Source organism: Empedobacter brevis NBRC 14943 = ATCC 43319, from assembly GCF_000382425.1.
In the GTDB taxonomy this organism is placed as follows: Bacteria; Bacteroidota; Bacteroidia; order Flavobacteriales; family Weeksellaceae; genus Empedobacter; species Empedobacter brevis.
This window is the reverse complement of the sequence record NZ_KB908304.1, coordinates 14,233-37,624: the sequence shown is the minus strand read 5'-3', so window position 1 is coordinate 37,624 and position 23,392 is coordinate 14,233. Positions and strand designations below refer to the sequence as shown.

Annotated in this window: 18 protein-coding genes; 10 read left to right on the top strand and 8 right to left on the bottom strand. The window is 34.4% G+C overall.

Translation table 11 applies throughout. The annotated features are described in order from the left end of the window. Positions 1-14: 14 nt before the first annotated feature. From kdpB to H277_RS0116400, 4 genes are all read right to left on the bottom strand, one after another. Entirely contained in the window at positions 15-2,024 is a 2,010-nt protein-coding gene (kdpB, locus tag H277_RS0116410; RefSeq protein ID WP_019976713.1) for a potassium-transporting ATPase subunit KdpB, read from the bottom strand. Between the two features lie 21 nt (positions 2,025-2,045). Then, positions 2,046-3,734: a potassium-transporting ATPase subunit KdpA gene (gene kdpA, locus H277_RS0116405; RefSeq protein WP_019976712.1), complete on the bottom strand. Its 1,689-nt coding sequence runs from the start codon at positions 3,732-3,734 to the stop codon at positions 2,046-2,048. 68 nt (positions 3,735-3,802) lie between these two features. Further along, on the bottom strand, positions 3,803-3,880 hold the full coding sequence (gene kdpF, locus H277_RS20635) for a K(+)-transporting ATPase subunit F (protein ID WP_081623247.1): 78 nt from the start codon (positions 3,878-3,880) through the stop codon (positions 3,803-3,805). Between the two features lie 72 nt (positions 3,881-3,952). Further along, positions 3,953-4,312 carry a DUF7674 family protein gene (locus H277_RS0116400; RefSeq protein WP_019976711.1) on the bottom strand — a complete coding sequence of 120 codons (360 nt, stop codon included), beginning with the start codon at positions 4,310-4,312 and terminating at the stop codon, positions 3,953-3,955. A gap of 559 nt (positions 4,313-4,871) precedes the next feature. Here H277_RS0116400 and nhaA point away from each other — a divergent pair. Genes nhaA through H277_RS0116375 form a run of 4 tightly spaced genes read left to right on the top strand, consistent with a single transcriptional unit; the run spans position 4,872 to position 9,989 of the window. Next, on the top strand, positions 4,872-6,197 hold the full coding sequence (nhaA, locus tag H277_RS0116390; protein WP_026357679.1) for a Na+/H+ antiporter NhaA: 1,326 nt from the start codon (positions 4,872-4,874) through the stop codon (positions 6,195-6,197). A 17-nt stretch (positions 6,198-6,214) separates the two neighbouring features. Beyond that, positions 6,215-7,525: a DUF389 domain-containing protein gene (locus tag H277_RS0116385; protein ID WP_019976708.1), complete on the top strand. Its 1,311-nt coding sequence runs from the start codon at positions 6,215-6,217 to the stop codon at positions 7,523-7,525. Positions 7,526-7,543: 18 nt separating this feature from the next. Continuing rightward, a complete protein-coding gene (locus tag H277_RS19340) occupies positions 7,544-9,283 on the top strand; it encodes a TrkH family potassium uptake protein (RefSeq protein WP_026357677.1) in 1,740 nt (579 codons plus the stop codon). A gap of 13 nt (positions 9,284-9,296) precedes the next feature. Further along, positions 9,297-9,989, top strand: a complete 693-nt coding sequence (locus H277_RS0116375; RefSeq protein WP_019976706.1) for a potassium channel family protein — start codon at positions 9,297-9,299, stop codon at positions 9,987-9,989. Positions 9,990-9,993: 4 nt separating this feature from the next. Here the strand turns inward: H277_RS0116375 and H277_RS0116370 are convergent, their stop codons facing one another. After that, positions 9,994-11,331: a sigma-54-dependent transcriptional regulator gene (locus H277_RS0116370; protein ID WP_019976705.1), complete on the bottom strand. Its 1,338-nt coding sequence runs from the start codon at positions 11,329-11,331 to the stop codon at positions 9,994-9,996. Between the two features lie 158 nt (positions 11,332-11,489). Then, positions 11,490-12,782, bottom strand: coding sequence for a DUF2268 domain-containing putative Zn-dependent protease (locus H277_RS0116365; protein WP_019976704.1), 1,293 nt, complete (start codon positions 12,780-12,782; stop codon positions 11,490-11,492). Between the two features lie 203 nt (positions 12,783-12,985). On the opposite strand from H277_RS0116365, the gene H277_RS0116360 reads away from it, so the two are divergent. From H277_RS0116360 to H277_RS0116335, 6 genes are all read left to right on the top strand, one after another. Further along, entirely contained in the window at positions 12,986-13,318 is a 333-nt protein-coding gene (locus H277_RS0116360; protein WP_019976703.1) for a DUF6660 family protein, read from the top strand. 106 nt (positions 13,319-13,424) lie between these two features. Then, positions 13,425-17,780, top strand: a complete 4,356-nt coding sequence (locus tag H277_RS0116355) for a CusA/CzcA family heavy metal efflux RND transporter (protein ID WP_026357676.1) — start codon at positions 13,425-13,427, stop codon at positions 17,778-17,780. Between the two features lie 2 nt (positions 17,781-17,782). Further along, a complete protein-coding gene (locus H277_RS0116350) occupies positions 17,783-19,081 on the top strand; it encodes an efflux RND transporter periplasmic adaptor subunit (RefSeq protein ID WP_019976701.1) in 1,299 nt (432 codons plus the stop codon). Between the two features lie 16 nt (positions 19,082-19,097). After that, entirely contained in the window at positions 19,098-19,838 is a 741-nt protein-coding gene (locus H277_RS0116345; protein ID WP_019976700.1) for a methyltransferase family protein, read from the top strand. An 18-nt stretch (positions 19,839-19,856) separates the two neighbouring features. Then, entirely contained in the window at positions 19,857-20,729 is an 873-nt protein-coding gene (locus tag H277_RS0116340) for a bestrophin family protein (RefSeq protein WP_026357675.1), read from the top strand. Between the two features lie 23 nt (positions 20,730-20,752). Then, entirely contained in the window at positions 20,753-21,649 is an 897-nt protein-coding gene (locus H277_RS0116335; RefSeq protein ID WP_019976698.1) for a cation diffusion facilitator family transporter, read from the top strand. A 78-nt stretch (positions 21,650-21,727) separates the two neighbouring features. Here the strand turns inward: H277_RS0116335 and H277_RS0116330 are convergent, their stop codons facing one another. Together H277_RS0116330 and H277_RS19865 are read right to left on the bottom strand one after the other, a co-directional pair. After that, the gene (locus H277_RS0116330; RefSeq protein ID WP_026357674.1) at positions 21,728-22,429 is read right to left on the bottom strand and encodes a transglutaminase-like domain-containing protein; all 702 of its coding nucleotides are present in this window, start codon (positions 22,427-22,429) and stop codon (positions 21,728-21,730) included. Positions 22,430-22,543: 114 nt separating this feature from the next. Continuing rightward, positions 22,544-23,293 (bottom strand): helix-turn-helix domain-containing protein, encoded by a 750-nt coding sequence (locus tag H277_RS19865; protein WP_019976696.1) that lies wholly within the window; start codon positions 23,291-23,293, stop codon positions 22,544-22,546. Positions 23,294-23,392: the final 99 nt, after the last annotated feature.

The window sequence follows — 23,392 nt, the reverse complement described above, 5'->3', positions numbered from 1 at the left end:
TTATTTAAAATTGATTAAAAGAAAACTGATATAAGCATATCTATCAGCTTGATTCCTGCAAAGGGTACCAGGATACCTCCTAGACCAAAGATGAGCAGGTTTCTACGGAGCAAAGCACTTGCTCCGATTGGCTTGTAGGTAACACCCTTTAAAGCCAATGGAATTAGCATCGGAATGATGATCGCATTGAAAATAACGGCCGACAGTATAGCACTTTCCGGACTGTGTAAATTCATGATATTGAGCCCTTGCAATGCCGGAATAGCTGTAATAAACAATGCCGGAATGATAGCGAAATATTTGGCCACATCATTCGCAATACTGAAAGTGGTCAATGTACCACGGGTCATGAGTAACTGTTTGCCGATTTCCACCACTTCAATCAATTTGGTAGGGTCGTTGTCCAGATCCACCATATTGCCGGCTTCCTTCGCTGCTTGTGTACCGGAATTCATTGCAACGCCTACATCAGCCTGAGCCAATGCTGGCGCATCGTTTGTTCCGTCCCCCATCATCGCAACCAAACGGCCCTCACTTTGCTCTTTTTTGATGTAGTTCATCTTGTCTTCAGGCTTAGCTTCGGCTATAAAATCATCTACACCGGCCTTTTCAGCAATGAATTTTGCAGTTAAAGGATTGTCTCCTGTTACCATAACGGTTTTGATACCCATTTTACGCAGACGTTCAAAACGTTCCCGGATACCGGGTTTAATGATATCCTGTAATTCAATCACGCCCAAAGCGATTTCATTCTCTGATACAACCAACGGAGTGCCACCATTTGAAGAAATAATTTTAACTTTTTCCTCAACTTCTTTTGGAAACGCATTGCCTGCTCGTGTAACGATATTTTTAATGGCATCAGTTGCTCCTTTTCGGATACGTGTGTTTTCATAGTCTATACCTGAACTCCTTGTCTCCGCCGTAAACTTTATGAATTGAGGATTTCTTGCTTCATAGCTTAATGGATTAACTCCGGCAAGTTCGATAATCGACTTTCCTTCCGGTGTTTCATCGGCCATGGAGCTTAGTACAGCGGCTTTTATGAGTTTTTTCTCGTCAATACCATTGGCAGAATGAAAATGGGTTGCTTTACGGTTACCGATGGTAATTGTTCCTGTTTTATCCAATAACAAAACATCAATGTCACCAGCGGTTTCAACTGCTTTACCACTTTTGGTAATTACATTCGCTCTCAGGGCTCTGTCCATCCCTGCAATCCCGATGGCTGACAATAAGCCTCCGATAGTGGTAGGGATCAGACAGACAAACAGAGAGATAAAGGATGCGATTGTGATGTTAACATTCGCATAATCAGCAAATGGTTTCAGCGTTACACAGACAATAATAAATACCAATGTAAACCCTGCCAATAAAATCGTTAAAGCGATTTCATTCGGTGTTTTTTGTCGGGCAGCACCTTCTACTAAAGCAATCATTTTGTCCAGGAAACTTTCACCGGGTTGCGCTGTTACCTGTACCACGATTTTATCTGATAAAACTTTGGTACCACCTGTTACGGAGCTTTTATCGCCCCCTGCTTCACGGATCACAGGAGCAGATTCTCCGGTAATGGCACTTTCATCTATAGTAGCCAGGCCTTCGATAATTTCTCCGTCAGATGGAATGATATCGCCTGCTTTACAGATGAAAACATCGCCTTTCTGTAACTCGGCGGATGAAATGGTTTTCCCGTTTTTTAATCTTGCCGGAGTTTCTTCTCTTGTTTTACGTAAACTTTCCGCCTGTGCTTTACCTCTTGCTTCGGCAATGGCTTCTGCAAAATTAGCAAACAACAGTGTTTTAAAAAGGACGATGAATACAACGAGATTGTATATAAAGCTTCCTTGCCCCTGTGCACCAAACAATGTCCACAGGCTGACAATTAACATGACAAGTGTACCTATCCATACAGTAAACATAACCGGGTTGCGGAACATGATTTTCGGATTGAGTTTCACAAAAGATTGCTTCAAGGCTTCCTGAACCATATCTTTTTGAAACAATGATGTATTATTGTTCATTTCTAAAATTCTTTAATCAGTTTAATAAAGTGAAAAATATTCTGCAATCGGACCTAATGCCAATACAGGGAAGAATGCCAAAGCAGCTATGATAACAATTACGGCAAAAATCATCAGTCCGAAAGTAGCTGTATCGGTCTTTAATGTTCCGTCTCCTTCCGGTACGAATTTTTTTTGTGCCAATAAGCCCGCAATTGCCACAGGACCTATGATCGGTAAGAACCGTGAAAGGAGAAGTACAAATCCCGTACTGATATTCCACCAAGGCGTGTTATCACCAAGTCCTTCAAATCCGCTACCATTGTTCGCTGATGATGAAGTATATTCATAAAGTATTTCGCTGAGTCCGTGAAATCCCGGGTTATTGAGAGAATCAGCAGTATACTGAGGCAAAGCAGTTGCCAATGCTGTTCCAACGAGTATCAGGAACGGATGTAACAAGGCAATAATCATGGCGATTTTCATTTCTCTTGCTTCTACTTTTTTGCCTAGGAACTCGGGAGTTCTTCCTACCATTAATCCACTGATAAATACAGCTAGTATGATGAAAATAAAGAAGTTTAATAAACCGACTCCAACACCGCCATAAAATGCATTGATCATCATCGCCAGCAATTCATTCATTCCGGATAACGCCATCGAACTATCATGCATGGAGTTCACTGAACCTGTAGAAATCACGGTAGTAACGATACTCCAAAATCCCGATGCCGGTGCTCCCAAACGGATTTCTTTTCCTTCCATAGCTCCCAATGAATTGTCGATACCCATGGCTGCAATGGCAGGATTTCCGTTCATTTCCATATGTATATTTGGAATGGTCAACATTAAAAATCCTACTGTCATTACGCCAAATATTATCCACGAAAGTTTTTTTCGTCTAATGAAATAGCCAAAAGCGAAAACCATAGCCAATGGTACAATCAGTTGGGCAATCATTTCGACCATATTGGACAGATAGGATGGATTTTCAAAGGGATGGGCAGAGTTGACTCCGAAAAATCCACCTCCATTAGTTCCTATATGTTTGATCCCTATAAAGGCAGCTGCCGGTCCTCTTGACACTTCTACCGAATCTCCCTGTAAAGTCGTAATCGTATCTTTTCCTTCAAAAGTCATCGGAGTACCTTCAAACGTAAGTATGATCGCGACTACAAATGATATAGGAAGTAAAATACGGGTACATGATTTTACAAAATTGTTGTAAAAGTTGCCCAAGGTATCAGCTGATTTATCTCTGAATGCCCTGAATAATACGACTGCTGCTGCCATTCCGGTTCCGGCACTTACAAACTGTAAGAACATTAACCAATATTGCCCCAGATAGCTTAAACCTGATTCTCCTGAATAGTGCTGCAGATTACAGTTTACCACAAATGATATGACGGTGTTAAATGCAAGGTCTGCCGACATGCTCGGGTTTTTATCCGGATTTAATGGAAGACTCCCCTGGGTCATCAGGATAAGCATACCCAATAGGAACCAGACCATATTAATGGTAATCAATGCGACCATTTGTTCTTTCCAGTTCATTTCCGACTGTGGATTGATACCACTGATTTTGTAAAAGATCCGTTCTATGGGATTAAAAATCGGATCAAGCAGCGTTTTTTCACAACCATAGACTTTTGCAATGTATTTACCCAATGGTATTGCTAAGAATACCGATAAAGTAAACATGACGATTATTCCTAAAATTTCTGTGCTCATTTGTTGTTTGTTTTCTTGGGTAAGAAGTAAGATGATTTTTCACTTCTTATTTCCTCCCCATTATTATTTTAAAATTTTTCCGGTTTAAGTAATACGTAGCAGATGTAAACAAATACACCTATGGCTACGATGAATAATGCTGTCATAAATTTTCTTTTTTATTTTGGGAAGAGGTTAGAGGTAAGGTGGCTTTTCACTTCTGACTTTATCCCCATAAACTAATTCTCTAAAATTATTTTGATATATCCTTTTCTTAATTCAGAAGGGAAGAGGTGAAGATGTGTTCTTAGACTTCCCGGACTCTCTTCATGTGATAATGTTGTTAAAAATTCATTTTCAATCGCATTTCGGGTATATTGGTTTCCTCCCTGATAAAGTAAATTGATTACTTTAACGATTTCCTGTACGCGTTCCAGCTCATCTTCTAATCCGGAACAAATTTTACTCATACATATTTCTCCTAATTTGTGAAGCAGCTGATAGTCTGCGAGCGTATCATCCAACTTGTCAATATCCGGGAAAAAGTTTACGATTTCCGGGATCCATTGTTGTATCGTATTTATGATTTTTGTTTTCATCTTTTTTTAAATTTTCTCAAAAAAGTCAATTGATTTTATGAACAAAACAAAACAGGCCAAACCTGCAATTACTAAAACTATTGTTATCATTTTTATTTGTTTTTTAAAGTGAACTTAGATGCTTCATAAAAGCACCAAAAATGAATAGGATGACTAGTGCAAATAGCAATAAATGATAGGATTTTAGCCATTTTGGAAGTGATGTTTTTTTTCTTTGTTTGTATTCAGCATTTGTTTTTTTCATTTACGAATTATTTAAAATTCAACATGCCAAAATTTATTCCAGTAGAAGTAAACTTTTAGTGAGGGTATGTAAATCAGTTTTTTAAGTGTTTTTTCGTTATTTTTAAAAATGGAAAAGTGTATCATTTTGATAAGGTTATTATCATAATGATAGCTTGTTGCAGTTCTTTAAAAAGAAGGATTCTTATTGGATGATATTACCTTGATGAATAAGGAGAATCGTTTTGAATTTTATACTTTTGTACTTTATCAGTTAAAGAATGAGTATTTTCTAACTTATTCTTCAAGGCAACAAAAAAAAGATAACCAAATAAAAATGAATACAGTAAAGAAAACTCCTATTGAAAAAATTGTATCACCCATTCAGAGCTTTATTAAGCAGGAAAAATCGGGTGGAATTGTGTTGGGAATTAGCGTGATTCTTGCATTGATATTTGCGAATTCACCTTTAGCAGAAGAATATCATCATATTCTTGAGCATAAATTTGGATTTCAATTAGACGGAAATACTTATTTTGAATATAATTTACATCATTGGATTAATGATGGGTTAATGGCTGTATTTTTCTTTGTAGTCGGTTTGGAATTGAAGCGAGAAATTGTTGGAGGCGAATTATCCAATCCACGTAAAGCATTGTTACCTATTGCAGCAGCCCTTGGAGGGATGGTGGTGCCGGCAGCGATATATTTATTTTTAAATCCAATCGGAGAAGTACATAGTGGTTGGGGAATTCCAATGGCGACAGACATTGCTTTCGCTTTAGGCGTTCTTTATTTGTTAGGAGATAGAATTCCGCTTACTCTGAAAGTATTTTTAACTGCGTTAGCAATAGTGGATGACTTGGGAGCAGTTTTGGTAATTGCCTTCTTCTATACGTCCGAAATTTCGATGTTTCATTTAATTATCGGAGCTTCAGTATTATTAGCGATGTATATTGGTAATAAAATGGGAGTAAGAAGTATTTTGTTTTACGCTATTCTAGGAATAGGTGGAGTTTGGACAACTTTTTTACTGTCTGGAGTACATGCTACTATTGCTGCGGTATTAGCTGCATTTACGATTCCGGCTGATGTGAAAATCAATGAAAAAATATTGAGTAATAATATCCAAAGATTGTTAGACAAGTTTAATGGGATTGATCCGGATAACAGTAAACCGACTCTAACCAATGAGCAATTACATATTTTGGAAGGAATTCAAAATAGTGTTGTAGCTGCAACTCCACCCTTACAAAAATTAGAGCATGCCATGCATCCGATGGTGACTTTTTTGATTATTCCGATTTTTGCATTGGCTAATGCGGGTGTTTCTCTTGCAATTGATATAGAAAATTTATTCAATACGAATGTGGCTCTTGGAGTTGCGTTAGGGCTTTTGGTTGGAAAAGTAGTAGGTGTGGTAGGTTTTACATTGTTATTTGTAAAGCTGAAAGTGGCTTCATTTCCGGAAGGAATGAATGTAAGAAATTTATTTGGTTTGGGGTTATTGTCATCTATTGGATTTACAATGTCACTGTTTGTTACATCTTTAGCCTTCTCAAATGAAGAATATATGACACAGGCTAAAATTGGAATTTTTGTAGCATCTATTATAGGAGGTATATTAGGGTATTATGTCTTGAGCAAAGAAGTGAAAAAATAACCTTAATTTATAAGCATATGGTGAGCAAAAAATTATGGGATTTTATCAACCTGCACAATGGAGAAGAGGATAGACAAAAGGTTTTAGAAAATGTAACGGCTAATATATCTTTTAGAGGGTCTAATCTTTGGATATTGGCTTGTGCTATTATTATAGCATCAGTGGGGCTAAATGTAAATTCTACTGCTGTAATTATCGGTGCGATGTTAATATCCCCTTTAATGGGACCTATTTTGGGCGCAGGATTTGCATTGGGAACCTATAATTTCTTGCTCTTACGAAAATCCATTAAAAATTTATTAATCGCTACAGTTGTCAGTTTATTGGTATCTGCTTTTTACTTTTATATAAGTCCTTTCAAAGATGTTCAGTCTGAACTGCTTGCCCGTACTTCTCCCAATATTTATGATGTACTCATCGCATTTTTTGGAGGTTTAGTAGGAGTCATCGCCATTACAAGGGTAGAAAAAGGTAACCCAATTCCAGGTGTCGCAATCGCTACGGCATTGATGCCTCCTTTATGTACCGCTGGGTATGGTTTAGCGACCTTTAATTTTAGTTATTTTTTTGGAGCATTTTACTTGTATACGATTAACTGCTTCTTTATTTGTATTGCTACTTTTTTAGTCATTAAATACCTAAAATATCCTGCATCATCCGCAATTGATTCGAAGAAGGAAAAACGAATACGGTATAGTATTACCTGTTTAATGATGGTAATGATTGTCCCTAGTTTTTATTTAGCGTATAATCTTTTTGAAGAAAAAAAATTCACGAAGACAGTAGAAGAATTTATTAATTCGGAGTTTAATAATAAAGGATATACCGTAATATATAAAAAACTGAACTATAATGCAAATCCTAAAAATGTGGATATCGCTTTTTTGAACAAAAAATTGAACAAAGAAGAAATGGAGATGTACAATAGATTACTGGAAGAAAAAGGGATTCACAATACAACTTTAAATTTTAGACAGGATGATGCAGATCTTAAATCGGAAATTCTCAGTGAATTGAATAAACAAGATGTATCGCTATCTGAAAAAGATGTTGCAATCAATAATCTGAGACAGGAACTCAATAAATATAAAGTAACTGAACCAGGTTTAGTAAAAGAGTTGAATGTTTTGTTTCCTGAGCTTAAGGATGTTTCTCTCGGTAAGATAGAAAAAATGACAGGAACTGATAGTGCCAAAGTAGAATGGTTGGTATTATATCATTTGGAAAAAGGAACAAAAGAGCCGGATAAAACAAAGATAAAGAAATGGCTGAATGAACGGCTTAATGTCAAGAACACATTACTTGTGCAAGATACACAGACAGAATAGTCAGAAAGAGAATAAAAAATGAAAGAGTTTTTATATGCAAAATGGGTACAGCAATTCGTTGTTCTATTGCATTTGGCAGCACTTACGGCACTTGTCGTAGATTATGGTTTTACACTAACTCCAAATATACTCGCAAGTATAATGACCTTGTACATTTTTGTATTGGTAATAGGTGTCTGTTTTACCATTCTAAAATATTACTATCATCGAAAAGAATTCATCTTAAGTGTTTTTATTTTTGATGTTCTAAGTGTCCTTTTTGTGCTTTATTGTTTATGTAAACAACTATCTACAGGAGGATTATCAGAAATTACACATTGGATAAGGTTAGCGGTTTTTTTGAAACTGATAAGGGAATTCACGCGCCCTAGGCTGAGCTATAAACGATCTTTACTGAATCCTGCGCAATTGTTCATCATTAGTTTTATGGGATTAATATTAATAGGAACGTTACTTCTAATGTTACCAAAAGCAACCTATCAAGGGATTAGTTTTGTAGATGCAATGTTTACTTCTACCAGTGCAGTTTGCGTAACAGGTCTCATTGTAGTTGACACAAGTAGTTATTTTACACCTTTTGGACAAACCATCATTATGCTTCTGATTCAGGTTGGAGGATTAGGTATCTTAACATTTGCCAGCTACTTTAGTTATTTTTTCAAAGGAGGTTCTACTTACGAAAATCAATTGGCATTGAGCGATATGACTAATTCAGAAAAAATCGGAGAAGTCTTTACTACAGTAAAACGGATTTTAGTCATTACCTTTTTGATTGAATCCATAGGAGCAATACTTATCTTTTTCAGTTTAGATAAATCTTTAATTCCATCCTTTTACGACAGAATATATTTTTCTGTATTCCATTCGGTTTCTGCATTTTGTAATGCAGGTTTTTCAACTTTACCAAATGGAATGATGGAATCGGGTTATGTATACAATTATCCATTACAGTTTATCATTGTAGTTATTTTTGTATTTGGAGGATTAGGATTTCCGATTGTAATTAATTCTGTTCGGTACCTAAAGCATCTTATCGCACGATATATTCTTCGATTTGTAGAAAAAAGAAATAATTATCGTCCATGGATTTTGACATTAAGTAATAAAATAAATCTGTTGACTACATCGATATTAATTGTTGCAGGAACATTGATTATTTACATCAAAGAATATTATAATGTTCTTGAAGGTCATGCAGGTGTTGGAAAAGTTATTACGGCATTATTCACTGCTACTACACCTCGAACAGCAGGTTTCAATTCAATCGATTTTAGTCAGTTACATTTTTCATCAATTATTATCATTATTTTTCTCATGTGGGTTGGGGCTTCTCCGGCATCAACTGGAGGAGGAATTAAAACGAGTACATTTGCCATTGCCACTTTGAATTATCTGAGCTTGGCACGAGGAAAGAGTAAGATAGAAGTTTTTCGTCGGGAAATTGCCGATATTTCTGTGAGAAGAGCTTTTGCTGTAATGAGTTTATCGTTATTAATAATAGGAGCCAGCGTTTTTCTGATTTCACATTATGATAAACATGTAAAGCTTTTGGATATAGCGTTCGAAAGTTTTTCGGCTTACAGTACTGTAGGATTAAGTTTGGGTATTACCGGAGATTTGAGTAGTGAAAGCAAGATGGTGCTGGTCGCAACTATGTTTATCGGGAGAGTAAGTATGTTGACTATTCTCATTGCATTTTTTAAGAAGGTAAAACAAGCAAATTATCATTACCCTTCAGACGAAATATTAATCAATTAAAAAAGAAGTTAAAATGAAATTTATTATAGTAGGATTAGGAAACTTTGGCGGAGCATTGGCTGAAAAACTAACCCAGCAAGGAAACGAGGTAATAGGTGTGGATTCACGTGATGAAAAAGTAGTTGCTTTAAAAGATAAATTATCACACACCGTTTGTATGAATGCAACAGATCAATCTGCGATTACACATCTTCCATTAAAAAATACAGATATTGTAATGGTTTGTATAGGGGAAGATGAAGGAGCTAATATTATGGTGACAGCTCACTTTAAAAATTTAGGAGTAAAAAGGTTAATCAGTCGTTCGATTAATCCATTGCACGAAAATGTTTTACAAGCTCTCGGAGTAAATGAAATAGTACGTCCGGAAGAGGAAACTGCGGAACGATGGGCAAAAAAATTATGTTTAAAAGGAGTGGTTGATTCCTTTGAACTGAATAAGAACTTCAGCATTGTAGAGATTGTTGTTGCTGAAAAATATATAGGAAAAACCATTGAAGAAGTAAAATTCCGTGAAGATCATAATGTGTTGATTCTGACTATTATTCGTGATACACAAGAAAAAAGTTTCTTAGGTCGAAGTAAAACCGTAGCAAATGTGCAGGGTATTCCCGAACCGACAACTGTACTTCAGCGTGATGATATCATTGTAATTTATGGGGCGAACGAAGATTTGCAGAAGTTTGCAAAAAGCAAATCAGAATAGTGGTTTACTTTATTTTATATTCTTCAATTTTTCGGTAAAGCGTTGCCACTCCAATCTCTAAAAGTCTGGCGGCTTCTGCTTTATTTCCATTGGTATGATTAAGGATTTTCTGAATGTGTAATTTTTCAGCACTGGCCATGGAAAATGCAGAAAGTAATTTTGATCCGTTTTGTTTGAATTGAAATTCTACAGGCAATGTTTCTAAATTCAATATTTCGGTATCTGCTAAAATAACACTTCGTTCAATCACATTCTTCAATTCACGAATGTTTCCTTTCCATGTGTTATTTTCCAAAGCGGTAATGTATTCATCAGTCAATAATATAAGTTTGTTATTTGATTTTAAAGCAAATATTCCTGCAAAATGTTCTGCTAATAACCGAATATCTTTGGGACGCTCTCTTAAAGCCGGGAGATGAATACTAAAAACAGATAATCGGTAGAAAAGATCGCTTCGGAAATGTCCTTTTTCTATTTCTTCTTCCAAATTACGGTTCGTTGCAGCAATGATACGTACCTTTACTTTTATAGGTTTAGCATCTCCAACACGCAAAAATTCTCCGGTTTCCAATACACGCAGAATTTTAGCTTGTAAATCCAGCGCCATTTCACCAATTTCATCTAAAAAAATAGTACCGTTATGTGCTTCTTCGAACAATCCTTTTTGATCTTTCATCGCACCTGTAAAGGCTCCTGCTTTGTGTCCAAATAATTCATTTTCCAATAAATCTTTGCTAAATGCGGAACAATTTACAGCGACAAAATTATGGCTAGCATGCTGACTGCCTTGATGGATAGCTTGTGCAAAAATTTCTTTACCTGTACCGGTTTCTCCTGTCAATAAAACAGTTGTATCTGTATTGGCTACTTTTCGAGCCAATTCAATTGCTTGAAGAATGTTTTTGGATTTCCCAATGATTTTATCAAACGAATGTTTTTCACCCAATTGTTGCTCTAATTTTTGAACCTTTCTGTTTAAAGCCACTTTTTCACTTGCTTTATACAAAAGCGGGATGATTTTATTGTTGTCATCACCTTTGGTTATGTAGTCAAAAGCGCCATTTTTAATTGCCAGAACGCCATCCGGAATATTTCCGAACGCTGTTAAAAGAATAACTTCTATTTCAGAGTACTTTTCCTTTATAACTTTAACTGCTTCCACACCGCTTCCGTCCGGTAGTTTAACATCACAGATGACAACATCAATATCGTCTAGGTGCAATCGTTGCAATCCCGACTTGATAGTGGATGCTTGGAAAACGTCGAATCCTTCAAAACTGATGATTTTTGAAAGTAAATTTCTCAACTTTTCTTCATCGTCTATTATAAGTACTTTAACCACTCTTGAGCTGAATTAGAAGAAACAAATTTACTAATTATTTTAGCCGTTTTTTCATAAAATTATAAATAGTGTAGATGTAAACTTTATATCTTAAACATTTACGATTATTCATGGTATGCACGAATAACAGCTTCTCTAAAATAGAATGATTCTTCTAATTATTTTTCGGTTTTGAATGAAATTTTATATTCTGTTTCTGCAAAAGGATACCCATCAGTTGATTTTGTAACTCTGTCTGTAAGATAAAAATCGTACGTTGTATCGGGTTGTAAATCGATTGTTTCTAATGTTAAGACAGTCTTTGTATTGTCTAGACCAGCAATGTTTTTCAAAGGAAAATGTTCTTTTCCATTTTTAGAAAAATTAATAGAAACATTGTCATGCATTGGTTTTGAGAATATAAGTTGTATTTTCTTTGTATTGATATTTACATTCTGATTTCCATTTTCAAATTCAACAATTCGTCTCAGTTTTGGTCGATTTGCTTTATAATCCACGAGGATTTGATCAGCTGTTTTGTTGTCTTCAAAATAATTTGATTTTGCAAAAAACTGAAGGACTTCGATTTCATTATTAAAATCCAATTCAATGATATTTTTAATTGCTATTTTTTTGTTTGTTGAGTTTTCGTAATATTTTTTAGAAATCACATATCCCACAAAATAACCAAGATCAGGATTTTTGGCATGGCTATTATAAAACCAATTTGAAAAGTTTTGGCTAAACATTTCGCTTTTAAATTCTAGTTTTACGTGGTCATAATTCTTGAATCCATACTCAATATAGTGCGAGGTAAATGGCTTGTTTAGTGCTAATTCTGCAATGAAATCACAAGAACCTTCTTTAATTGCTTTTGATAAAACATTAATTTCACCTTCTTTTTGAAATGTGTGGATAAATTCGTGTACCGTTACGTGTTCCAATAACGAAGGAGTTGTAAATGAAAACATTTTTTTTGCATTCTCATTTTCAAATTCGGTTACATCTGTATTCTTATCTCCAACTATTTTTTCAATGCCCAAAAGCAAATCTTCATGATTGGTTGTTCCTCCTGATTTTAAAGCTCCAATGGTATAATAAATACGTCCTTTAGAAGTATGAGGATAAAGTTTTCCAAATTTCTTGAATGCTTTGGTAATGGGTTTAATTTTCTTTTGATCAATTATGGTGTTTTGACGAATAGAATTCCAGAATTTAGGGTACTTTTCGATAAGGGTTAAATAGTCGTATTTTCCGAATTTCTTAATGTCCATAAATGATTTCAATCCAGCTGTTTTCTTGTCTAAAAAAAGATGATCAATAATTTCACTTTTATGTGATGGATTCTTTTGAATACTATCGTATGCTTTCCAAAAATTAGAAACATCAGTTGTATAAATTTTTTGCGCGTTTGAAATTTGAAAGAATAGGAGGCAGACAAAAGTTAAAAAAGAGATTCGCTGTGTATTCATTTATTTGAAAGATTATTTTTATTTATTGTTAGGTTAAAAAACTATCACTTTATCAAAATATTGCATTGGTGAGCTAAATTATTTACTCAAGGCTGAATCATCAAGTTTGAAAAAGGGAAAGTAGAGGTATTGTGTACAAAAATAATTAGTTTTGAAGCGAATTCTTTTGTACATTTTTGATAAAATTGCTATATTTGTGCCGTATGAAGATATTAACTTATTTGATAGCTGTCTACATTATCATTCTTTCTGTAATTCCTTGTAAAGACATCGAATCAGTAAGCAATGTTGGTGTGCAACAAATAGAAGCTTCTCATACAAAAGAAAATTCGTCTCATAAAGATTTTTGTAGTCCTTTATGTAGTTGTAATTGTTGTCAAATTACAATTTCTTCCATCGTATTTCCTCAAATCATTACAACACCAAATCTTATTGAAATTTTTTCTTCAGAAAAAATACTATTGAGAAAAGATTTTTTTCAGAATAAGTTGTATGCCGATATTTGGCAACCTCCAAAAATATTAATTGCAGGATAAGGCTTTTGGTCTTATGCTTTACTGTAAAGTAAAGTAGAATATAATATTGCGTTTATTTTTCTTCAAAAAAATAGATGCATTTGTTCATACAATTAATATAAAATCTGTGTTAGATAAAATCATAAAATTTAGTATCCAAAACAAAGTTGTTATTGGGATATTTACAGTGTTATGGATTATCTGGGGTGTATGGAGTGCAACAAAACTTCCAATAGATGCAGTCCCTGATATTACAAATAATCAAGTACAAATCATTACCGTTAGTCCAACGTTAGCAGGACAAGAAGTGGAACAATTAGTAACCTTTCCAATAGAGCAAAGTATTGCAAATGTTCCTGATATTGAAGAAATAAGAAGTATATCTCGTTTTGGATTATCTGTTATTACAGTTGTTTTTGATGAAGATGTCGATGTCTACTTTGCACGGCAGCTCATTACTGAAAAATTGAAACAAGCGGAGGAAGAAATTCCGAATGGAGTTGGAACACCGGAATTAGCTCCTGTGAGTACAGGGCTGGGAGAGGTGTATCAGTATATTTTACATGCCAAGAAAGGAAGTGAAAAAAAATACAATGCCAAGCAATTACGCGAAATGCAAGATTGGATTGTAAGGAGGCAGTTGAACGGAACTCCCGGTGTTGCAGAAATTAATAGTTTTGGCGGAGAGCTAAAGCAGTATGAAGTCGCTATAGATCCTAATAAACTTAGAGCAATGGACATTACTGTAACGGATATTTTCAATGCTTTAGAGCTTAATAACCAAAATACAGGAGGAGCTTATATAGACAAAAAACCCAATGCTTATTTTATTAGAGGTATTGGTATGGTGACTTCTTTAGAGGATGTTAAAGCTATTCCGGTAAAGAACGATACAGGAACTATTCCTATTTATATAAAAGATATTGCAGAGGTACGTTTTGGTAGTGCTATACGATATGGAGCACTTACATACAACGGAGAAGTTGATGCCGTAGGAGGAGTTGTGATGATGTTAAAAGGAGCAAACAGCAACGAGGTTGTAGATAACATCAAAGAAAAAATTCCGACGATACAAAAATCTTTACCGGATGATGTCATAATAGAACCTTTTCTTGACAGAACAAATTTAGTAAGCAGAGCCATCAGTACAGTTGAAACAAACTTGATAGAAGGTGCTTTAATTGTAATTTTTGTCTTGGTAATTTTCTTAGGAAATCTGAGAGCGGGATTAATTGTGGCTTCAGCAATTCCATTATCCTTACTATTCGCATTAGGTATGATGAATGTTTTTGGTGTGAGTGCCAATTTGATGAGTCTCGGAGCGATAGATTTCGGATTAATTGTAGATGGAGCGGTGATTATTGTCGAAGCCACCTTGCATCATTTGGGTATGATAAAATCTAAAAAAAGGTTAACCCAAAAAGAGATGGATCAAGAAGTATTTCTATCCGCTTCAAAAATTAGAAATAGTGCTGCTTTTGGAGAGATCATTATTCTAATCGTTTATATTCCGATTCTTACCTTATCAGGGGTTGAAGGTAAAATGTTTACACCAATGGCAAAAACTGTAGGATTTGCAATTCTTGGAGCATTGATTCTTTCTTTAACTTATATTCCAATGATGAGCGCTTTATTTTTATCGAAGAAAGTAGCGACTAAAGAAAATTTTTCGGATAAAATAATGAATAAATTATATAAAATTTATCAGCCACTTTTGAAGAAAGCAATCAGAATCAGATACTGGTTAGTTGGAGGAACAGTTGCTTTATTCGCACTGACAATTTTTATGTTCAAAAACATGGGTGGTGAGTTTATACCCCAGTTGCAAGAAGGTGATTTTGCTTTTCACTGTATTTTACCACAAGGAAGCTCGTTATCACAAAGCATTGAAACTTCAATGAAAGCATCTCGTATTATCAAAGAATTTGATGAAGTGAAAATGGTGGTTGGAAAAACGGGATCTGCTGAAGTCCCTACAGATCCAATGCCTCCGGAAGCAACAGATATGATCATTGTTCTCAAACCTAAAGAAGAATGGAAAACTGATAAGTCTTATGAAGAATTGGGCAATGAAATCATGGAAAAATTAGAAGTTATTCCTGGTGTATTTTTTGAAAAAAATCAGCCGATACAAATGCGTTTTAATGAGTTGATGACAGGTATTCGACAGGATGTTGCAGTTAAAATTTTTGGAGAAAACCTAGATTCCTTGGCTTATTATGCCGATAAAACAAGTAAAGTAATACAGTCTGTTAATGGAGCTACCTCACCGCAAATAGAACGTGTCAGTGGTCTTCCTCAAATTAATGTGGAATATGATAGGATAAGATTGGCAAACTATGGTTTGAATGTAAAAGATGTGAATGATATTTTGAGTACGGCATTTGCAGGAAAAACAGCAGGACAGGTCTTTGAGAATGAAAGAAGATTCGACTTGGTTGTTCGTTTAGATAGTTTGCATCGGACGGATATTGATGATATTAGAAATCTTATGATTCCGACAAATACAGGTTTTCAGATTCCATTATCTCAGGTGGCGAATATTGATTACAAGTTAGGCGCTTCTCAAATAAGCCGTGAAGAGGGAAAACGTAGAATTGTAATCGGGTTCAATGTCAAAGAGAGAGATGTACAATCTGTTGTAGAAGATATTCAACAAAAATTAGATAAAGAGGTAAAATTACCTTCGGGGTATTATTATACTTATGGCGGACAATTTGAGAATCTGCAAGCGGCGAGTAAACGTTTGATGATAGCAGTTCCTGTTTCCTTATTTTTAATCTTTATGTTGTTGTATTTTACATTTCATTCAACGAAACAAGCTGCTTTGATTTTTACTGCTATACCAATGAGTGCCATAGGAGGAGTCTTTGCATTAATGATCAGAGATATGCCGTTTAGTATTAGTGCCGGTATTGGATTCATTGCATTATTCGGAGTCGCTGTATTGAACGGAATTGTATTAATCGGAACATTTAATCAATTAGAAAAAGAAGGAGAGAAAAATATGTTTCGTCGTGTGATCAATGGTACAAGAATAAGACTTCGACCTGTATTGATGACAGCTACTGTAGCATCTGTTGGTTTTTTACCAATGGCAATCTCAACAGGGGCAGGAGCAGAAGTACAAAAACCATTGGCAACAGTGGTGATAGGAGGTTTAATAACAGCAACATTTTTAACTTTATTTGTCTTACCTATGTTATATTTAATTTTCAATTCAACAAAATTAAAATTTAATCCAAGAAAAATAACTCCTTTATTAATTCTAGGTGTACTTTCTCTAGGACAGATGGTAAAAGGACAGACTAAATCAATAGATTTATTCCAAGTCCAAAATATGGCAATTGAAAATAACCTTCTATTAAAGTCGAACAACCAAGAAGTTTTATCAAGCGAATCTTTGGTGAAAACGTATCGCGAGTTGCCAAAGTTAAATTTTGAAGCACAACTTGGTCAAAATGGAGGACCAAAATTTGATAATTCATTTACCATTGCCCAAAGTATACCTTTTCCAACAATCTTTAAAGCAAGAAAAGAATTATTACAGGCGAATGTTAAAAGCAAAGAAATAAACAAAGAAATCTCTAAAAATGAGCTCCTAAGGCAAGTGAGAACATACTATTATCAAATAGAGTATTTGCAATATAACAAAGATCAATTAATGAATTTGGACAATCTCTATCTAGATTTTATACGTATTGCTACCATACGCTACAAAGCGGGTGATATCAAAAAAATAGAGATTAATACAGCTGAAACGCAACAGGGTGAAATTAATTTGCTTTTAAGACAAAACAATGTGTATCTGGAAAATGCTTATAAAAATTTGAAAGTATTGCTGAATACAACGGAAGATTTGGAAATTGTAAAAGAGAATAAATACAAACCTCTTAATCTGGATATTATAATGGACAGTGTTACATTGGCTAATAATCCATTGGTTCAGGCATTTTATCAAGACATGGAAATTGCTGAAAAGAATAAAAAAGTAGAAAAAGCACAAGGATTACCTGAATTTACTTTAGGGGTTGTTAATCAATCTATAAGAGGGAATTATGATGTCAACGGTGTTGAGAAATATTATGGCGGACTGAATCGTTTCACTTCGGTTAATGTAGGTGTCGCGATTCCGATTACGTTTGGTGCAACAAAAGCACGTATCCAAGCATTAGACCATGATAAACAAGCGGCGGAAATTAATGCGAAGTATCAAGTGCAACAGCTACAAACGCAATTAGACAACGCAATAAAACAATATCAACAGGATAAAAGCCAATACGATTATTATGTTGACCAGGCAATTCCGAATGCTGAAAAAATTGTAAAGGCAGCACAATTAGGATACAAAACGGGAGAAATTTCTTATGTTGAATATCTTTTTGCATTGCAAACTGCAACCAACATTCAATTAAAGTATTTAGAATCGATACAACAAGTCAATCAATCCGTTGTAGTTATTAACTTTATAATCAATCAATAATAATGAAAAATTTTAAAATAGCATTATATATCATTTTCTCTTTAACTGTTTTCTTTAGCTGTTCTAAAACAACAGAAGAGCAAAAAACTCCTGAACAGAAAGAAGAGCAACACGAAGAAACTCCTTCTAACATTGCAACATTAGACCAAGAACAAATCAAATCTATTGGTTTACAGTTAGGCACAATAGAGATGAAAGAGCTGACTTCTAGTATAAAAGCCAATGGGTTGCTGCGTGTTCCGAATAATAGTAAAGCGAGTGTTGCGGCTATGTTTGGAGGAATTATACAAACTTTACGTATACAAGAAGGTGACTATGTCCGAAAAGGACAAGTAATTGCGACAGTTTCAAACCCGGATTATATTTTAAAACAAGAAGAATATTTAACGGTTTTAAGTCGAATTACCTATGCTGAGCAAGAGAGTAGAAGACAACAAGAATTGTACGATAATGACGCCGGAGCAAAGAAAAATTTACAAGTTGCTTCAGCAGAATTAAAAACGCTGAGAGCTCAAAAAGCTTCGTTAGTCCGTCAATTGCAGATGATGGGAATTAATCCAGGTAGTGTTTCGAATAAGAATTTAAGAAATGGGATGGCAATTACATCGCCTATTAGCGGAATTGTAAGCCGTATTACAACAGAAATAGGAAGTTATGTTGATATTTCAACGCCTGTAGCTGAGATAATTGATAACAGTTCTATTCACTTAGACTTACACGTGTTTGAGAAAGATTTACCTAAAATGAAAGTTGGGCAAATCATCAATTTTAGATTAACGAATAATCCCGAAATATCTTACCAGGCACAAGTTTATAGTATTGGTTCGTCTTTTGAAAATAGCAGTAAAACTATTTCTGTTCATAGTAAAGTGATAGGGAATAAAGTTGGATTGATAGATGGCATGAATGTGATTGGACAGGTTAGCCTTTCAAATGTTTTAACCAAAGCAGTTCCTAATGATGCTATTGTTGAGGCGGATGGTAAATTCTACATTTTTGTACAAACCAACAAAAAAGCAGAAGATCATAGTAAGGAACCTGCTGATGACGATCACGGACATGCACATGATGAAGGTGAAACAGAACATCAACATGAGAACGAGAAACAAGCTGCTGATCATGCAAAAAAACAAGCTCAAGATCTTAATTTTGAGAAAATAGAAGTGGTAAAAGGTACAACAGATATGGGGTACACAGCGATAACGCTTGTTAAAGATATTCCGGAGGGAGCAAAAATAGTGATAAAAGGAGCTTTCTTTATTAATGCTAAATTGAGTAATACAGAAGATCACTCGCATTAATCATTAAAAATAACAAATGGCTTTAAAAGAAGAACTTGAAAAGCAAGGAAGTTGGCTGTTTAAATACAGAAGTGTTTTACCGGTAGGAATTTTAGTTATAGGATTAATAGTTTCTGTTCAGACCAGTCTAATGAAAACAGCCTCAAACTGTACGTTTTATTATGAGTTAAGTTGTTTATTGGTGAGTCTGTTAGGATTGGGAATCAGAGTCTATACAGTAGGTCATACTCCTAAAAATACATCAGGAAGAAATACTTCAGAAGGACAAATAGCAGATACATTGAACACAACAGGAATTTACAGTATTGTCAGAAATCCATTATATCTAGGCAACTTTTTCATGTGGTTGGGGCCGGCAATGTTTACAGAGAACCTGTGGTTTATTGTTGCATTTATTCTTTTTTACTGGATTTATTATGAAAGAATTATTTATGCAGAAGAACAGTTTTTAGAAAAGAAATTCGGGAAAAAATACCGGATATGGGCATCCAAAGTACCGGTTTTTATTCCTAACTTAAAGTTATTTATAAAGAACAAACTTCCTTTTAGTATAAGAAAGGTATTAAAGAAAGAAAAGAATGGTCTTTTTGCCATGTTTTTGGTTTTTATGGTGTTCGATTTATTGGGAGAGTGGATGAAAAATCATTCGGATTATAATTTATGGTTCATTTATGGGACTGTTGTTACGATGTTCATTTATATTATCCTTAAAATAATGAAGATGAAGACAACTTACTTGGAGAATGAAAGGTCATAATCAATAAAGAAAATAATTATGTTGTTAAATAAAAGAGTCTCTATTTGGTATTTCATCAATGAAATAAAATCTCAGGTTTTTTTCATTTTTATATTTGCTATATGCATGGGAATTTTAGATTTACTTCCCGGATTTCGCAAGATATCATTGCCATTGAATATACCTGCATTGGTAGGTACAGCAGTATCTTTATTATTGGCTTTCCGTACTTCGCAGTCTTATGAGAGATGGTGGGAAGCAAGAATTGTTTGGGGAGCTATTGTCAATGATTCACGTACACTGATAAGGCTGGCTCTACAGTTTTTACCAGAGGAGGAAGCGAAGGAATTTGCCGCAAGGCAGATTGTATGGACGTTTGCATTGGGGGAATCATTGAGAAGAGTGCCATTTTCGGAAAAAGTACAGAGGTATTTAGATGTACATTCTATAAATGCATTCAATATTCCCAATGCACTTTTGGACGAACATTCTAAGCAGGTAAAGGAATTGTCATCCTTAAAATCAATTTCAGAGTTTCAGCAGTTACAGCTGAATGAAGCTATCACTAAGCTTTGTGATAGTATGGGAAAATGTGAACGACTGAAAAATACAGTTTTCCCAAGATCCTATAGTATTTTGGTACATATTCTAATTTATGTATTTGCTGCGATATTACCTTTTGGATTAGATGATGGCCAGTTAGTGGTTGAAGTAGTCATCACCATTTTGGTTCCTACTTTATTCATTGCGATTGAGAGAACTTCAATCATTATGCAGGATCCATTTGAAAATACTCCTGTGGATACTCCGATGACTTCTCTGGCACAAACCATAGAAATCAACCTGAGACAAATGATTGGAGAGCAGAACGTTCCGTTGAAAAAAGAAAATCCCTTGTATTACGAAATGTAACAAGTTTAACACAATTTTGAGTAATGATGAATAAGAATAATCAAACACTTTCGGCAGCAAGTAAGCACAAGAAGAATCTTCTTATTGTTTTGGTATTAAGCGGAACCTACCTTATCGCTGAGGTTATCGGTGGGCTTATCACCAATAGTTTGGCTTTGCTTGCAGATGCTGCTCATATGCTTACTGATGTAGTGGGTTTACTTTTAGCTTTCATAGCAATAAAAATAGGTGAGCGAAAAGCAGATGCTAAAAAGACGTATGGATATTATCGGACGGAAATTTTAGCTGCGGTAATTAATGCAGTAATCTTATTAGGAATTTCCATTTATGTTCTTTTCGAAGCGTATAAAAGATTTCTGAATCCGCCGGAAGTACAAAGCAAATCGATGTTGATTGTTGCGGGAATAGGTTTATTGGTAAATATTGTCGGAATGATGATTCTGAGAAAAGATTCTGAAGCAAGTCTCAACATGAAAGGAGCCTATTTTGAAGTATTGTCGGATATGCTTACCTCTGTTGGGGTCATGATAGCAGGGATTATTATGTTGATGACAAATTGGTATTATGCTGATCCTATTATTTCTGCGGCGATTGGATTATTAATATTTCCACGAACGTGGCGTCTCCTTAAAGAAGCAATTAATGTATTGCTTGAAAGTACGCCCAAAGATGTGGATATTCATCAACTGCGTCATGCTTTGCAGCAGGTTCCCGGAGTAAAAAGTCTTCATGATTTGCATGTATGGTCACTTACCTCAGGTGTGAATGCAATGAGTGTGCATATTGTGAGAGATAAAGAAACTAATTATAATCTCCTGCTGAAAATTCTTACAGATGAAACAATGAATAATTTTAAGATTACTCATACAACCTTCCAGATTGAAGAAGAAGGTTATGAAGAAGAAAGCACACATGAATAATTAAAAAAGAAAAGAATTAATTAAAAATAGGCTCCTAAAGGAGCCTATTTTTGGATACAGAACAGAATTGCAAAATATTTAATTGTTGTTCCTTATATTTTCTACATTTTTATTCATTTTGTGCCGCACAAATTTTCTAAAAATATACTTTTGAAAAGGATTTAATTTTTGCTGATGCTTGGTATAAAATTCATCGGGTGTAGCAAATAAACCAAAATCCTGATTGATTCCTTTATTCTGGATAAACGTATTATTTTTATCCCATTCTATAGGAGGGTTGCCAAAATTATCAGTGTAAACACCATAACCACAAAAAGTGGTTTTACAATCGTTGTTTTTTTGTTGCAATTTGATTAAATATGATTTATCTAAAATAACTCCTTCTAGATAATACCATTGTTCTTCCACCAAAACTTCCACCCAACTGTGTAAAATATTTTGTGGCGAAAGTAAATAGGCTATACCTGTAATTGCACCTTTTTGTAATGTTTTGTCAATAGTGAAACCGTGAAGACGGCTTGGGATTTTTGTTGCTCTTAGTAGAGTCATTAATAAGGTAGCTTTGGTGTTGCATTGTCCGTAGCCATCTTTCAATACTAATGAAGCAGCAATATCATCTGAAATATTGTACCCAAATTTTATTTCATCTCTAACAAAGTTGTAAATCGCTTTTATTCTTTCAGTTGTGTCAAGTTTTTTCCATTGTCGTTGTTTTATTAACTCTTGTATAGATGGATGAGAATAATCAAGGAGTTGGGTTTCTACAAGATAATTGTTCATATCGTCTGTGTTTAAATTTAGTTTAATCATTATTATTAAATGAAGTAAAAAGTGTTTGATTTTTTTTCAGTTCAAAAATGAAAAACTTTGTAAAGACAAACTTGTATAAACCGGCTATTTTAGAGAAGATAAAAATTTAGGAGAAAGTCCAAATGTTTCTTTAAATGTTCTGTTGTAATGAGAACTGTCTGTAAACCCAAATTGATGTGAAGTTTCAGTAATGGAATGCGTTTTTAAATAAGGAAGTGACTTAATCAGCCTGTTCCACAATTGATATCGTCTGAAATTGATATTGGTTTTTTCTTTGAAAAGATGCAAAAAACGAGTTTCCGAAAGAAAACAAAAAGCTGCAATTTCTTTTAGAGATACAACACGATCACTGTTTCTTTCTAAATATGCGATAGTATTATAAATTCGGTTGTCATCAAAATGATTTTCTCGTTCACATTGACATTTAAAATTTGTAAGATAACGGTTGATATTTTTAGTGAGATGATCAAAATCAGAATTGTTCTGTAAATACTCATCTAACATATTCGAGAGCAGATGAAAATCATCTTTTAAACTTACAATTTTAGCATTTTTATAGTTGTTGTGAAACTGATGTCCAATACAGCTAATAGGGTTTATGAGAATAATTAAAGATATTTCACTGCTATTGAGTTGATGTTCAATATTATTGTTAATGAAACAAGCCTTGTAAGAATTTTGTTTGTTATTTTTATCTGTAATTCTGAATTCTTGATTTGAAGTAACTGTAATCTGCAAGGCATAATGCCGATGCAATATATTATCATTTAATTCTCCAACGAATAGTCCCCAACTATTTTCTATATGTACTTTATTTTGGATGGTATGCTTCATGTTTCTACTTACAGTGTGTTAAAGATAATTAAGAATCACCAAATTAAGCATATTCTTAAAGTTTTTGAAGGATTATATGTGTTTTATCAGCTAGCCATT

What these genes read in the sequence shown, in the direction of transcription:
- H277_RS0116375 (WP_019976706.1), top strand. Translation starts at nt 9,297, where the DNA reads ATGAAATTTATTATAGTAGGATTAGGAAACTTTGGCGGAGCATTGGCT.
- H277_RS0116340 (WP_026357675.1), top strand. Translation starts at nt 19,857, where the DNA reads ATGTTGTTAAATAAAAGAGTCTCTATTTGGTATTTCATCAATGAAATA.
- kdpA (WP_019976712.1), bottom strand. Translation starts at nt 3,734, where the DNA reads ATGAGCACAGAAATTTTAGGAATAATCGTCATGTTTACTTTATCGGTA.
- H277_RS0116335 (WP_019976698.1), top strand. Translation starts at nt 20,753, where the DNA reads ATGATGAATAAGAATAATCAAACACTTTCGGCAGCAAGTAAGCACAAG.
- H277_RS0116345 (WP_019976700.1), top strand. Translation starts at nt 19,098, where the DNA reads ATGGCTTTAAAAGAAGAACTTGAAAAGCAAGGAAGTTGGCTGTTTAAA.
- kdpB (WP_019976713.1), bottom strand. Translation starts at nt 2,024, where the DNA reads ATGAACAATAATACATCATTGTTTCAAAAAGATATGGTTCAGGAAGCC.
- nhaA (WP_026357679.1), top strand. Translation starts at nt 4,872, where the DNA reads ATGAATACAGTAAAGAAAACTCCTATTGAAAAAATTGTATCACCCATT.
- H277_RS19865 (WP_019976696.1), bottom strand. Translation starts at nt 23,293, where the DNA reads ATGAAGCATACCATCCAAAATAAAGTACATATAGAAAATAGTTGGGGA.
- kdpF (WP_081623247.1), bottom strand. Translation starts at nt 3,880, where the DNA reads ATGACAGCATTATTCATCGTAGCCATAGGTGTATTTGTTTACATCTGC.
- H277_RS0116365 (WP_019976704.1), bottom strand. Translation starts at nt 12,782, where the DNA reads ATGAATACACAGCGAATCTCTTTTTTAACTTTTGTCTGCCTCCTATTC.
- H277_RS0116350 (WP_019976701.1), top strand. Translation starts at nt 17,783, where the DNA reads ATGAAAAATTTTAAAATAGCATTATATATCATTTTCTCTTTAACTGTT.
- H277_RS0116400 (WP_019976711.1), bottom strand. Translation starts at nt 4,312, where the DNA reads ATGAAAACAAAAATCATAAATACGATACAACAATGGATCCCGGAAATC.
- H277_RS0116330 (WP_026357674.1), bottom strand. Translation starts at nt 22,429, where the DNA reads ATGAACAATTATCTTGTAGAAACCCAACTCCTTGATTATTCTCATCCA.
- H277_RS0116360 (WP_019976703.1), top strand. Translation starts at nt 12,986, where the DNA reads ATGAAGATATTAACTTATTTGATAGCTGTCTACATTATCATTCTTTCT.
- H277_RS19340 (WP_026357677.1), top strand. Translation starts at nt 7,544, where the DNA reads ATGAAAGAGTTTTTATATGCAAAATGGGTACAGCAATTCGTTGTTCTA.
- H277_RS0116385 (WP_019976708.1), top strand. Translation starts at nt 6,215, where the DNA reads ATGGTGAGCAAAAAATTATGGGATTTTATCAACCTGCACAATGGAGAA.